The 13617-nt window shown below is 42.0% G+C and carries 12 protein-coding genes; 10 read left to right on the forward strand and 2 right to left on the reverse strand.

The genetic code is table 11. The features are described from left to right. Positions 1–19: 19 nt before the first annotated feature. Complete coding sequence (locus PCY12_RS04745) at positions 20–472, reverse strand: universal stress protein (RefSeq protein ID WP_031223038.1); 453 nt, start codon at positions 470–472, stop codon at positions 20–22. 161 nt (positions 473–633) lie between these two features. Here PCY12_RS04745 and PCY12_RS04750 point away from each other — a divergent pair, with 161 nt between their 5' ends. The 10 genes from PCY12_RS04750 to ndk all read left to right on the forward strand — a co-directional run bounded on the left by PCY12_RS04750 (position 634) and on the right by ndk (position 12629). After that, on the forward strand, positions 634–936 hold the full coding sequence (locus PCY12_RS04750) for a hypothetical protein (protein ID WP_301351838.1): 303 nt from the start codon (positions 634–636) through the stop codon (positions 934–936). Between the two features lie 156 nt (positions 937–1092). After that, positions 1093–2307: a pyridoxal phosphate-dependent aminotransferase gene (locus PCY12_RS04755; RefSeq protein WP_164226913.1), complete on the forward strand. Its 1215-nt coding sequence runs from the start codon at positions 1093–1095 to the stop codon at positions 2305–2307. Between the two features lie 91 nt (positions 2308–2398). Then, positions 2399–2551: a 50S ribosomal protein L33 gene (gene rpmG / locus PCY12_RS04760; RefSeq protein ID WP_001809375.1), complete on the forward strand. Its 153-nt coding sequence runs from the start codon at positions 2399–2401 to the stop codon at positions 2549–2551. A 9-nt stretch (positions 2552–2560) separates the two neighbouring features. Beyond that, on the forward strand, positions 2561–2737 hold the full coding sequence (secE, locus tag PCY12_RS04765) for a preprotein translocase subunit SecE (protein WP_138338366.1): 177 nt from the start codon (positions 2561–2563) through the stop codon (positions 2735–2737). A 50-nt stretch (positions 2738–2787) separates the two neighbouring features. Further along, positions 2788–3324: a transcription termination/antitermination protein NusG gene (gene nusG, locus PCY12_RS04770; RefSeq protein WP_301351839.1), complete on the forward strand. Its 537-nt coding sequence runs from the start codon at positions 2788–2790 to the stop codon at positions 3322–3324. Between the two features lie 120 nt (positions 3325–3444). Then, positions 3445–3924 carry a sigma-70 family RNA polymerase sigma factor gene (locus tag PCY12_RS04775; protein ID WP_061439995.1) on the forward strand — a complete coding sequence of 160 codons (480 nt, stop codon included), beginning with the start codon at positions 3445–3447 and terminating at the stop codon, positions 3922–3924. 614 nt (positions 3925–4538) lie between these two features. Then, the gene (gene rpoB / locus PCY12_RS04780; RefSeq protein WP_265480175.1) at positions 4539–8144 is read left to right on the forward strand and encodes a DNA-directed RNA polymerase subunit beta; all 3606 of its coding nucleotides are present in this window, start codon (positions 4539–4541) and stop codon (positions 8142–8144) included. Positions 8145–8182: 38 nt separating this feature from the next. After that, positions 8183–11860 carry a DNA-directed RNA polymerase subunit beta' gene (gene rpoC, locus PCY12_RS04785; RefSeq protein ID WP_301351840.1) on the forward strand — a complete coding sequence of 1226 codons (3678 nt, stop codon included), beginning with the start codon at positions 8183–8185 and terminating at the stop codon, positions 11858–11860. An 87-nt stretch (positions 11861–11947) separates the two neighbouring features. Beyond that, entirely contained in the window at positions 11948–12163 is a 216-nt protein-coding gene (locus PCY12_RS04790; protein ID WP_301351842.1) for a hypothetical protein, read from the forward strand. Positions 12164–12212: 49 nt separating this feature from the next. Then, positions 12213–12629 (forward strand): nucleoside-diphosphate kinase, encoded by a 417-nt coding sequence (gene ndk / locus PCY12_RS04795; RefSeq protein WP_125417183.1) that lies wholly within the window; start codon positions 12213–12215, stop codon positions 12627–12629. A 354-nt stretch (positions 12630–12983) separates the two neighbouring features. Here the strand turns inward: ndk and PCY12_RS04800 are convergent, their stop codons facing one another. Then, entirely contained in the window at positions 12984–13616 is a 633-nt protein-coding gene (locus PCY12_RS04800; protein WP_000571434.1) for an ABC transporter ATP-binding protein, read from the reverse strand. Position 13617: the final 1 nt, after the last annotated feature.

A 13617-nucleotide genomic window follows, 5' to 3' on the forward strand; every position in this document is an offset into this window, starting at 1 on the left:
GAGCTCCTTTTCTTCGTGATTATAAGGTTTTTTCTTGTTCTCTCACAACCAGCAAATCGACCTTAGCATGGCGGAGAATGTATTCAGATGAAGAGCCGACCAAGAGGCGTTCAAAGGCGTTGAGACCAGTTGCGCCAACGAGGATGAGGTCTACTTCTTCAGCATCGGGAATAGTACGTGCCAGTAGGGTCTTTGGATTTCCCATTTCAATGACGATGTGAACATCTGCTACCCCAGCATCTTTAGCACGTTTTTCGTACTCTTTCATCAGACTTTCAGCGTCGACTTGGAGTTGTTCGTAAACTTCAGCGTCAAAGGTGGATACGCTTTGGAGAGCGCGTGTGTCAATGACATGGGCGATGGTGAGTTTAGCGTCGTTTCGTAGAGCAGAATGAACTCCCTTGATAAAAGCCAAGTCCGCTTCCTTAGAACCATCGATTGCGACCATGATATTTTGGTAACGTTGTGCCATAATGAAACCTCCTGAAATTTTCTTACTATAATTGTAAACCTTTTCACTATAGAAGTAAAGCAAAAAAAGTATTTTTTAAAAGAATGTTAGCACTTAAAATCTATATAAATATATGATAAAATAAAAGAAAGGATAGCAGGAAAGAAGTGAAGGGAGGGAGAATGATGAAAAACTCTTTTCAAGAAACAAAAAATTCAAATTTCCTTTATTATGGAATCATCCTAGTTTCAGTCTTGGTAGAAGTTGTCATGATCTGGCAATTAGAGAGTCTGGTACCGCTTCTCTATCCAGGTTTTATTGGATTTTTAGTCTTTCATGTACTCTACCATTTGCTATTATTCCTAGTCGCTAAAAGAAGTGGTCGCTGGGATTACTTGATGATATGGGGGATTTTCCTCATGTTCAATCTTCTCTATGACTCCTTTTTAGGCTTGCTTTTTCTAGTTTTATCTTTTGGTATGTGATGTGACTTTCGCAAAATACCTGCTATCTCCCCTGTCTTGGCCTCGCTTTTAGCGAGGTTTTTTTTCTATCTTAATCTAGTAAAACATTTCAGCAAACTTGTCGCATTTTCTTTCTAGTGGTATAATGTTACTATCTCGATGAATTGAGGAAACAAGATGAAAGAATATAACAAGTCTAGTAAGTTAGAGCATGTTGCTTATGATATCCGTGGTCCTGTTTTGGAAGAAGCCATGCGGATGCGAGCAAACGGAGAAAAGATTTTACGTCTGAATACAGGAAATCCAGCAGAATTTGGTTTTACAGCGCCAGACGAAGTCATTCATGACTTGATTATGAATGCGCGTGATAGTGAGGGATATTCTGACTCCAAAGGGATTTTCTCAGCCCGTAAGGCCATTATGCAGTATTGTCAACTGAAGAAATTCCCAAATGTAGATATTGATGATATCTACCTTGGAAATGGTGTTAGTGAGTTGATTGTCATGTCTATGCAGGGGCTTTTGGACAATGGGGATGAGGTCTTGGTACCTATGCCAGACTATCCTCTTTGGACAGCGGCTGTCAGCCTAGCTGGAGGAAATGCTGTTCACTATATCTGTGATGAAGCTGCAGAATGGTACCCAGATATTGACGATATCAAGTCAAAAATCACTTCCAACACCAAGGCAATCGTCCTTATCAATCCAAACAACCCAACTGGAGCCCTTTATCCGAAGGAACTCTTGTTGGAGATTATTGAGATTGCCCGTCAAAACGATTTGATTATCTTTGCAGATGAAATTTACGACCGCATGGTAATGGATGGCCATGTGCATACGCCTGTGGCTAGCTTGGCACCAGATGTTTTCTGTGTTAGCATGAATGGTCTATCAAAATCTCACCGTATCGCTGGTTTCCGTGTAGGTTGGATGGTCTTGTCTGGTCCTAAGACACACGTTAAAGGCTATATCGAAGGGCTCAATATGCTATCCAATATGCGCCTTTGCTCTAACGTTTTGGCTCAGCAAGTCGTCCAAACTTCCTTGGGTGGCCACCAGTCAGTCGATGAATTGCTCCTTCCTGGTGGACGAATTTACGAGCAAAGAAATTTCATCTACAATGCTATTAAAGAGATTCCAGGTCTCTCTGCTGTTAAACCCAAGGCGGGGCTCTATATCTTCCCTAAAATCGACCGCAATATGTACCGTATCGATGATGATGAGCAGTTTGTCCTTGATTTCTTGAAGCAGGAAAAGGTTCTCTTGGTGCATGGTCGAGGCTTTAACTGGAAGGAACCAGATCACTTCCGTATCGTTTACCTTCCTCGTGTTGATGAACTAGCCCAAATCCAAGAAAAAATGACTCGTTTCTTGAAACAGTATCGTAGATAGGGCTTAAATACTATCGTTCGAATCACAGTATTTCGCTAAGACGCTTGTCAAAGCCTGGCTTTCTTGTTATAATGGATAGGATGGAGGCATTATGGCACTAAAAAAAGCAAGCCTAGCTTGTGCGGTTTGTGGTTCGAGAAACTATTCAATCAAGATTAGTGGAAACCCCAAGCCTACACGACTAGAAGTAAATAAATTTTGTAAGCATTGTGGTAAGTACACTACACACAGAGAAACGAGATAGGAGAGAGCGATGCGTTTTATTGGAGATATTTTTAGACTTCTTAAAGAAACAACATGGCCAACTCGCAAGGAAAGCTGGAGAGATTTTCGTTCTATCATGGAATACACAGCTTTCTTTGTAGTAATTATTTACATTTTTGACCAGTTGATTGTTTCAGGTTTGATTCGATTTATTAACATTTTTTAGAAGAGTAGTGAAAGTACACTAAAAATCTTCTATTTATGAAAGGAAATATCATGGATAGTTTTGATAAAGGGTGGTTTGTTTTACAAACTTATTCTGGTTATGAAAATAAGGTAAAAGAAAATCTATTACAACGTGCACAAACCTACAATATGTTGGATAATATTCTACGTGTTGAAATTCCAACACAAACAGTGCAAGTTGAAAAAAATGGAAAGAGAAAAGAAGTAGAAGAAAATCGCTTTCCAGGTTATGTTCTTGTAGAAATGGTCATGACAGATGAAGCTTGGTTTGTTGTTCGAAACACACCAAATGTTACAGGATTTGTCGGATCACACGGGAACAGATCAAAACCAACTCCATTATTGGAACAAGAAATTCGTGACATTTTGATATCTATGGGACAAACTGTTCAAGAATTTGATTTCGATGTTGAGGTTGGTCAAACTGTACGAATTATTGAAGGTGCTTTTGCAGATTACACTGGTAAGATTACAGAAATTGATAATAACAAAGTGAAGATGATTATCTCTATGTTTGGGAATGACACAGTTGCAGAAGTAAACCTAAACCAAATCGCAGAATTATAACCCTGAGAGAGGCTTGTCCTCTCTTTTTTGTGCAGTTTAGACGGTGTAGGGAACAGAATGGGGAGAAATAACCAAATTAGCTTTTTGATTTGTTAAACTGTATTTAGAAAGGGGAAGATTATGCTTAAAGAATTGTATGAAGAAGTTCAGGGAATTGTATACAAGTGTAGAAATGAATATTACTTGCATTTATGGGAACTATCGGATTGGGACCAAGAAGGCATGATTTGCTTACATGAATTGATCAGTAGAGAAGAAGGGCTTGTAGAAGATATCCCTCGTTTAAGGAAATATTTCAAAACCAAGTTTCGAAATCGAATTTTAGACTATATCCGTAAGCAAGAAAGCCACAAACGAAGATATAATAAAGAACCCTATGAAGAAGTGGGTGAAATCAGTCATCGTATAAGTGAGGGAGGTCTCTGGCTAGACGATTATTATCTCTTTCATGAAACATTAAAAAATTATAGAAGCAAACAAAGTAAAGAGAAACAAGAAGAACTAGAACGCGTCTTAAGAGATGAACGCTTCCGAGGGCGTCAAAGAGTGCTAAAGGACTTACGTATTGTGTTTAAAGAGTTTGACATCAGGTTAAAATAATCAAATTTGGAAAAGCTAACTTGCTAAAGTTGGATTAACCAAACAGAATCTGCTGTATCCTAGAAAAGGAAAAACTGCTAAGAAACAAGCTAGTTCCAACTTAGCCATAGTTTTTAGTTTTCGTATCTTTAAATCAGCTAAAATAATCCACAACTATATATATATTGTAACTGATAAGATATCGAACAAGTCTAGTATAAAAGAAGTACTTTTCAAGAAATGGTAAAAATCCTAAGAGAACCCTGCCGTACGAAACAAGCTAAGGGTATTTCGAAAAACAAAGAAGTACAATTTTTTATAGGAAAAGATTTCGTCAAAAAATCGTCAATCCCCTTGAAAAATCTAGCTAAATAGGGTATAATGTAAATAATCATTTGTCGTAGGTTTTGTCTGAAATATTGTCCAGACAAGGCTCACAGCAGTTAAATCTTCTGAAAAAGTCAGATTTAGCTGCTCTTTTTGTGCTTTTTTTCAGGATTTTGAGTACTTGTAACAAAGATTTAAAGATTCTGAAAATTTATCAAGAGGACACGGTGATAAGGGTTTTACAACCATATGACGATTAGAAAGCCTGATTGACAAGGCTTGGAACTTATTTACAAAGGAGAATCATCTTGGCAGGACATGACGTTCAATACGGGAAACATCGTACCCGTCGTAGTTTTTCAAGAATCAAAGAAGTTCTTGACTTACCAAATTTGATTGAAATTCAAACTGACTCATTCAAAGATTTCCTAGACCACGGTCTTAAGGAAGTGTTTGAAGATGTATTGCCAATTTCAAACTTCACAGACACAATGGAGTTGGAATTTGTTGGATATGAAATCAAGGAACCAAAATACACGCTAGAAGAAGCTCGTATCCACGATGCTAGCTACTCAGCACCAATTTTTGTAACCTTCCGCTTGATCAATAAAGAAACAGGCGAAATCAAGACCCAAGAAGTTTTCTTTGGTGATTTCCCAATCATGACGGAAATGGGTACTTTCATCATCAATGGTGGTGAACGTATCATCGTATCTCAGTTGGTTCGCTCACCAGGTGTTTACTTTAATGATAAAGTTGATAAAAACGGTAAAGTGGGCTACGGTTCAACTGTTATCCCTAACCGTGGAGCTTGGTTGGAACTTGAAAGCGACTCAAAAGACATCGCCTACACTCGTATCGACCGTACTCGTAAGATTCCATTTACAACCTTGGTTCGTGCGCTTGGTTTCTCAGGTGATGATGAAATCTTTGATATCTTTGGTGATAGCGAATTGGTTCGCAACACTGTTGAAAAAGATATCCACAAGAACCCAATGGATTCTCGTACAGACGAAGCTTTGAAAGAAATTTACGAACGCCTTCGTCCAGGTGAGCCTAAGACAGCTGAAAGCTCACGTAGCTTGCTTGTGGCTCGTTTCTTTGACCCACGTCGCTATGACTTAGCAGCAGTTGGTCGTTACAAGATCAATAAAAAGCTCAATGTTAAAACGCGCTTGCTTAACCAAACAATTGCTGAGCCATTGGTAGACCCTGAAACAGGAGAAATCTTGGTAGAAGCTGGAACAATCATGACTCGTAGCGTGATTGAAAGTATTGAAAACCATTTGGATGGCGACTTGAACAAGATTGTCTACATTCCAAATGATGCTGCTGTAGTAACAGAGCCAGTTGTTCTTCAAAAATTCAAGGTTGTTGCCCCAACTGATCCAGACCGTGTAGTCACTATCATTGGTAATGCCAATCCAGATGACAAGGTTCGTATCGTCACTCCTGCAGATATTCTTGCTGAGATGAGCTACTTCCTCAACCTGGCTGAAGGACTTGGTCGTGTAGATGATATCGACCATCTTGGAAACCGTCGTATCCGTGCGGTTGGTGAATTGCTTGCCAACCAAGTACGCCTTGGACTTTCTCGTATGGAACGTAATGTCCGTGAACGTATGTCTGTTCAAGACAATGAAGTCTTGACACCACAACAAATCATCAATATTCGTCCTGTAACAGCTGCGGTTAAAGAATTCTTTGGTTCATCACAGTTGTCACAGTTCATGGACCAACACAACCCACTTTCTGAGTTGTCTCACAAACGCCGTTTGTCAGCCTTAGGACCTGGTGGTTTGACACGTGACCGTGCTGGATATGAAGTACGTGACGTGCACTACACTCACTATGGTCGTATGTGTCCAATCGAGACACCTGAAGGACCTAACATCGGTTTGATCAATAACTTGTCATCTTACGGACACTTGAATAAGTATGGCTTTGTTCAAACACCATACCGTAAAGTTGACCGTGAAACAGGTGTTGTTACGAACGAAATCGTTTGGTTGACAGCCGATGAAGAAGATGAATTTACTGTAGCACAGGCTAATTCTCGTCTGAATGAAGATGGGACATTTGCTGAGAAAGTTGTCATGGGACGTCACCAAGGGGTCAACCAAGAGTATCCAGCTAACGTTGTTGACTATATGGACGTATCACCAAAACAGGTAGTTGCCGTTGCGACAGCATGTATTCCTTTCTTGGAAAACGATGACTCCAACCGTGCCCTCATGGGAGCCAACATGCAACGTCAGGCTGTGCCATTGATCAATCCTCAAGCACCTTACGTTGGTACTGGTATGGAATACCAAGCAGCCCACGACTCTGGAGCGGCTGTGATTGCTCAGTATGATGGTAAAGTTACTTACGCAGATGCTGACAAGGTAGAAGTTCGTCGTGAAGATGGTTCATTGGACGTTTACCACATCCAAAAATTCCGTCGTTCAAACTCAGGTACTGCTTACAACCAACGCACTCTCGTAAAAGTTGGCGATGTTGTTGAAAAAGGCGATTTCATCGCTGATGGACCTTCTATGGAAAATGGAGAAATGGCACTTGGACAAAACCCAATCGTTGCCTACATGACTTGGGAAGGTTACAACTTCGAGGATGCCGTTATCATGAGCGAACGCTTGGTCAAAGACGATGTCTACACATCTGTTCACCTTGAAGAATACGAATCAGAAACGCGCGATACAAAGCTTGGGCCTGAAGAAATCACTCGCGAAATTCCAAACGTTGGTGAAGATGCCCTTAAAGACCTTGACGAAATGGGTATTATCCGTATCGGTGCTGAGGTTAAAGAAGGTGATATCCTTGTAGGTAAAGTAACACCTAAGGGTGAGAAAGACCTTTCAGCTGAAGAACGTCTCTTGCACGCTATCTTCGGAGACAAGTCACGTGAAGTTCGTGATACTTCTCTTCGTGTACCACACGGTGCCGATGGTGTCGTTCGTGATGTTAAGATCTTTACACGTGCAAATGGAGATGAGCTGCAATCAGGTGTTAACATGCTGGTTCGCGTCTACATTGCTCAAAAACGTAAGATCAAGGTCGGAGATAAGATGGCCGGACGTCACGGAAATAAAGGGGTTGTCTCTCGTATCGTTCCTGTAGAAGACATGCCTTACCTTCCAGATGGAACTCCAGTCGATATCATGTTGAACCCACTTGGGGTGCCATCACGTATGAATATCGGTCAGGTTATGGAGCTCCACCTTGGTATGGCTGCTCGTACTCTTGGTATTCACATCGCAACACCAGTCTTTGACGGAGCAAGTTCTGAAGACCTTTGGTCAACTGTTAAAGAAGCTGGTATGGATAGCGATGCTAAAACAATCCTTTACGATGGACGTACTGGGGAACCGTTTGATAACCGTGTTTCTGTCGGAGTCATGTACATGATCAAACTCCACCACATGGTTGACGATAAATTGCACGCGCGTTCAGTCGGACCTTACTCAACCGTTACCCAACAACCACTCGGAGGTAAAGCTCAGTTTGGTGGACAACGTTTCGGTGAGATGGAGGTTTGGGCTCTTGAAGCATATGGTGCATCAAATGTCCTTCAAGAAATCTTGACTTACAAGTCTGACGATATCAACGGACGTTTGAAAGCCTATGAAGCTATTACAAAAGGAAAACCAATTCCAAAACCAGGTGTTCCAGAATCCTTCCGAGTTCTTGTCAAAGAATTGCAATCTCTTGGTCTTGACATGCGTGTCCTAGACGAAGATGACCAAGAAGTGGAACTTCGCGACTTGGATGAAGGAATGGACGAAGATGTCATCCACGTAGATGACCTTGAAAAAGCCCGCGAAAAAGCAGCACAAGAGGCTAAAGCAGCCTTTGAAGCTGAAGAAGCTGAGAAAGCAACAAAAGCGGAAGCAACAGAAGAAGCTGCTGAGTAAGAAAAAGCAGTTCACTTAGAATAGAAAGGGAAGAAATAGTGGTTGATGTAAATCGTTTTAAAAGTATGCAAATCACCCTAGCTTCTCCAAGCAAAGTCCGTTCATGGTCTTATGGAGAAGTCAAAAAACCTGAAACAATCAATTACCGTACCTTGAAACCAGAACGTGAAGGACTCTTTGATGAAGTGATCTTTGGTCCTACAAAAGACTGGGAATGTGCTTGTGGTAAATATAAACGCATTCGTTACAGAGGAATTGTTTGTGACCGTTGTGGGGTTGAAGTAACGCGTACGAAAGTTCGTCGTGAGCGTATGGGACATATCGAATTGAAAGCTCCTGTATCTCACATCTGGTACTTCAAGGGGATTCCAAGCCGTATGGGCTTGACCCTTGATATGAGTCCTCGTGCCCTCGAGGAAGTTATCTACTTTGCAGCTTATGTGGTGATTGATCCTAAGGATACACCACTTGAGCACAAGTCTATCATGACAGAGCGCGAATACCGTGAGCGCTTGCGTGAGTATGGTTATGGTTCATTTGTTGCCAAGATGGGTGCCGAAGCCATCCAAGACCTTTTGAAGCAAGTAGATCTTGAAAAAGAAATTGCTGAACTCAAAGAAGAATTGAAAACAGCTACTGGGCAAAAACGTGTCAAAGCCATCCGTCGTTTGGATGTTTTGGATGCCTTTTACAAGTCTGGAAACAAACCTGAATGGATGATTCTCAACATTCTTCCGGTTATTCCACCAGATCTTCGTCCAATGTTGCAGTTGGATGGTGGCCGTTTTGCCTCATCTGACTTGAATGACCTTTACCGCCGTGTTATCAACCGTAACAACCGTTTGGCTCGTTTGCTTGAGTTGAATGCGCCTGGTATCATCGTTCAAAATGAGAAGCGTATGCTTCAAGAAGCGGTTGACGCTTTGATTGACAATGGTCGTCGTGGTCGTCCAATCACAGGACCAGGTAGCCGTCCTCTTAAATCATTGAGCCACATGCTTAAAGGGAAACAAGGACGCTTCCGTCAAAACTTGCTCGGTAAACGTGTTGACTTCTCAGGACGTTCCGTTATCGCCGTTGGTCCAACTCTTAAGATGTACCAATGTGGTGTGCCACGTGAAATGGCGATTGAGCTCTTTAAACCATTCGTGATGCGTGAAATCGTTGCCCGTGATATTGTGCAAAACGTCAAAGCAGCTAAACGCTTGGTGGAACGCGGAGACGAACGTATCTGGGATATCCTTGAAGAAGTGATTAAAGAACACCCAGTGCTTTTGAACCGCGCACCGACCCTTCACCGTTTGGGTATCCAAGCCTTCGAGCCAGTCTTGATTGATGGTAAGGCCCTTCGCTTGCATCCGCTTGTCTGTGAAGCCTACAATGCCGACTTTGACGGGGACCAAATGGCCATCCACGTACCGCTTTCAGAAGAAGCCCAAGCAGAAGCTCGTATCTTGATGCTAGCTGCTGAGCACATCTTGAACCCGAAAGATGGTAAACCAGTTGTTACTCCATCTCAGGACATGGTTTTGGGTAACTACTACTTGACCATGGAAGAAGCTGGTCGTGAAGGTGAAGGAATGGTCTTCAAAGACCGTGACGAAGCGGTTATGGCTTACCGTAATGGTTATGTTCACCTTCACTCACGTGTTGGTATCGCAACAGATAGCTTCAACAAACCATGGACAGAAGAGCAAAAACACAAGGTCTTGCTTACAACAGTTGGTAAAATCCTCTTCAACGACATCATGCCAGAGGGTCTACCATACTTGCAAGAACCAAACAATACCAACTTGACAGAAGGCGTTCCAGCTAAATATTTCTTGCCACTTGGTGGAGATATCAAGGAAGCTATCAGCAAACTTGAACTCAACCCTCCATTCAAGAAGAAAAATCTTGGAAATATCATCGCTGAAATCTTCAAACGTTTCCGTACGACAGAAACTTCTGCTCTACTTGACCGTATGAAGAACCTCGGTTACCACCACTCAACTCTTGCAGGATTGACAGTGGGTATTGCCGATATTCCAGTCGTTGATGACAAGGCTGAAATCATTGAAGAATCACACAAACGTGTAGAACAAATCACAAAACAATTCCGTCGTGGTATGATTACAGACGACGAGCGTTACAATGCCGTTACAGCTGAATGGCGTGCTGCCCGTGAAAAACTAGAGAAACGTTTGATTGCCAACCAAGATCCTAAGAACCCAATCGTTATGATGATGGACTCTGGAGCCCGTGGTAATATCTCAAACTTCTCACAGCTTGCCGGTATGCGTGGTCTGATGGCGGCTCCGAACGGACGTATCATGGAATTGCCAATCCTTTCAAACTTCCGTGAAGGTTTGTCAGTACTCGAAATGTTCTTCTCAACTCACGGTGCGCGTAAAGGTATGACCGATACGGCCCTTAAGACAGCCGACTCAGGTTACTTGACTCGTCGTTTGGTTGACGTTGCCCAAGACGTTATCATCCGTGAGGACGACTGTGGAACTGACCGTGGTCTCTTGATCCGTTCTATCGCAGAAGGAAAAGAGATGATCGAGTCTCTAGAAGAACGTCTCAATGGTCGTTACACTAAGAAAACTGTTAAACATCCAGAAACTGGTGCAGTGATTATCGGTCCAAATGAGCTGATTACAGAAGACAAGGCGCGTGAAATTGTCAATGCTGGTGTGGAAGAAGTGACTATCCGCTCTGTATTTACATGTAACACTCGTCATGGTGTCTGCCGTCACTGTTATGGTATCAACTTGGCGACTGGTGATGCGGTTGAAGTTGGTGAAGCAGTTGGTACAATCGCTGCCCAATCTATCGGGGAACCTGGTACACAGCTTACAATGCGTACCTTCCACACGGGTGGGGTTGCCTCAAATACCGATATCACTCAGGGTCTTCCTCGTGTCCAAGAAATCTTTGAAGCCCGCAATCCTAAAGGGGAAGCGGTTATCACAGAGGTTAAAGGACAAGTTACAGCTATCGAAGAAGATGCATCAACTCGTACTAAGAAAGTCTTTGTTAAGGGTGAAACTGGTGAAGGTGAATACGTTGTTCCATTTACAGCTCGTATGCGTGTTGAAGTTGGGGACCAAGTAGCGCGTGGTGCTGCTCTTACAGAAGGTTCTATCCAACCAAAACGTCTCCTTGCAGTTCGTGATGTCTTGTCAGTTGAAACTTACCTTCTCGGTGAAGTACAAAAAGTTTACCGTAGCCAAGGGGTAGAAATCGGTGACAAACACATCGAGGTAATGGTTCGTCAAATGATTCGTAAAGTCCGTGTCATGGATCCAGGTGACACAGATCTTCTCATGGGTACCCTTATGGATATCAATGACTTTACAGATGCTAACAAAGACGTCCTTATCGCAGGTGGAGTTCCAGCGACAGGTCGCCCAGTCCTCATGGGAATTACCAAAGCCTCACTTGAAACAAATAGTTTCTTGTCAGCGGCTTCCTTCCAGGAAACAACTCGTGTCCTTACAGATGCAGCTATCCGTGGTAAGAAAGACCATCTCCTTGGACTTAAAGAAAATGTTATCATCGGTAAGATCATCCCAGCAGGTACTGGTATGGCTCGTTACCGTAACCTTGAACCACATGCTATCAACGAAGAAGAATACCTTAATCCTCCAGTAGAGGAAGAAGGAAATGAAGAAACAACAGAAGTAGTTGTGGATACTGCCGTTGAAACTGTGGAAGAAACAGTAGAATAAGAGAGAATGAGAGAGCCCTCGGGTTCTCTTTCTCTTTTTCTGAAAACTTTCTCCATTTTTCCATGAAATGTGGTAAAATAATACTCAATGAAAATCAAAGAGCAAACTAGGAAACTATCCGCAGGTTGTTCAAAGCACTGCTTTGAGGTTGTAGATAGAACTGACGAAGTCAGCTCAAAACACTGTTTTGAGGTTGTGGATAGAACTGACGAAGTCAGCTCAAAGCACTGCTTTGAGGTTGTAGATAAGACTGACGAAGTCAGTAACATATACCTACGGCAAGGCGACGTTGACGTGGTTTGAAGAGGTTTTCGAAGAGTATAAAAGAAAGAAGCTGACAAAGGAGACAGGGATGGAACAAACATTTTTTATCATTAAACCAGACGGTGTAAAAAGAGGACTAGTGGGTGAAGTGTTGAAACGCATCGAACAACGTGGATTTACAATCGAAAAATTGGAGTTGCGTTCACAGATTTCAGAAGAGCTGATTGACCAGCACTATCAGGACTTAGTTGACCAGAGTTTTTACCCACTGATTTGTGAATTTATGACTTCAGGCCCGGTTCTTGTGGGTGTCATTTCTGGTCCTAAAGTAATCGAAACTTGGCGGACCATGATGGGTGCAACTCGTCCAGAAGAAGCTTTACCAGGGACTATTCGAGGTGATTTTGCAAAAGCGGCTGGAGAAAATGAGGTTATTCAAAATGTTGTTGTACATGGTTCAGATTCAGAAGAGTCAGCTAAGCGAGAAATTGCTCTTTGGTTTTAAGAGTGAATTGGCTCAATCAATTGGTTAAAAAACTCATTTGAATAGAAAGTATAGTCAATTAGTTTAAGATATGACGCATGATATCAAACTTTTTAGTTTTTGATATGGTGCGTTTTTTGATTAAGTGACTATTAGTTCGTATCGCTCCGTTAGGTGCAAGACAAAAAACACCCGCTATGCGGGTGCGCGTCGAAGGTTATACCAAAAAACTCCAAACGCGATACAATAAAGGTGTTCAAGCCAATTGTAAAGCGAAAGGTGAAAAATATGGCACAAAAGGTTCTTTTGTCCTGTTCTTGTTTCAATCAACTATAATATTTAAGTAACTCATCGTGCAATTAAAAACAAGGATTTTTATTTCAGACGATCCATCGTGAACACTTCATCAGCCATCTCCCAAATTGCCGGATTATGTGTTGCGATAATGATTAGCCTATTATCATCTCGAAGAGATAGCAAAATCTCCATAATCAACTGAGAGGTTGCTGGGTCTATTGAAGCTGTTGGCTCATCTGCCAGAATAAGGGGTGGATTCTTTAAGATAACTTTTGCCAAGGCAACCCGTTGCGATTCTCCGCCCGATAACTCAAAGATGCGCTTATCTAGGTCAAGATAAGCCAGGCCGACCTGTTCTAAAGCCTGCTTCTGCCTCAACCGCTGTTCCGACCGACTCAACTTTTGACCAATGAGACCTAGCTTAAGGTTTTCTTCAATACTTTGGTTTTCAATTAAGCCAAAGTTCTGGAAGAGGTAGCCCAATTCGTGACGGAAAAAATCACTCGATTTATAATTGGCCAAGTCTTTACCTCGGTAAAAAATCGTCCCATCATAAGATTCTAATTTCCCAATCATATTCATCAAGGTTGTTTTTCCGCTACCACTTGAACCAATTAAGGCATAGACTTTTCCAGCCTCAAATGTCATTGAAAGATTCGAAAATAACTCTCGTTCTCCAAAAGATTTACTCACCTGTTTAAGTTCAATCATA

The organism is Streptococcus sp. SPS1 (assembly GCF_030439915.1).
GTDB lineage: Bacteria > Bacillota > Bacilli > Lactobacillales > Streptococcaceae > Streptococcus.

Bases quoted from the DNA above. Each gene is read 5' to 3' on its own strand.
- PCY12_RS04745 (WP_031223038.1), bottom strand. From the start codon at position 472: ATGGCACAACGTTACCAAAATATCATGGTCGCAATCGATGGTTCTAAG.
- PCY12_RS04750 (WP_301351838.1), top strand. From the start codon at position 634: ATGATGAAAAACTCTTTTCAAGAAACAAAAAATTCAAATTTCCTTTAT.
- PCY12_RS04755 (WP_164226913.1), top strand. From the start codon at position 1,093: ATGAAAGAATATAACAAGTCTAGTAAGTTAGAGCATGTTGCTTATGAT.
- rpmG (WP_001809375.1), top strand. From the start codon at position 2,399: ATGGCACTAAAAAAAGCAAGCCTAGCTTGTGCGGTTTGTGGTTCGAGA.
- secE (WP_138338366.1), top strand. From the start codon at position 2,561: ATGCGTTTTATTGGAGATATTTTTAGACTTCTTAAAGAAACAACATGG.
- nusG (WP_301351839.1), top strand. From the start codon at position 2,788: ATGGATAGTTTTGATAAAGGGTGGTTTGTTTTACAAACTTATTCTGGT.
- PCY12_RS04775 (WP_061439995.1), top strand. From the start codon at position 3,445: ATGCTTAAAGAATTGTATGAAGAAGTTCAGGGAATTGTATACAAGTGT.
- PCY12_RS04790 (WP_301351842.1), top strand. From the start codon at position 11,948: ATGAAAATCAAAGAGCAAACTAGGAAACTATCCGCAGGTTGTTCAAAG.
- ndk (WP_125417183.1), top strand. From the start codon at position 12,213: ATGGAACAAACATTTTTTATCATTAAACCAGACGGTGTAAAAAGAGGA.
- PCY12_RS04800 (WP_000571434.1), bottom strand. From the start codon at position 13,616: ATGATTGAACTTAAACAGGTGAGTAAATCTTTTGGAGAACGAGAGTTA.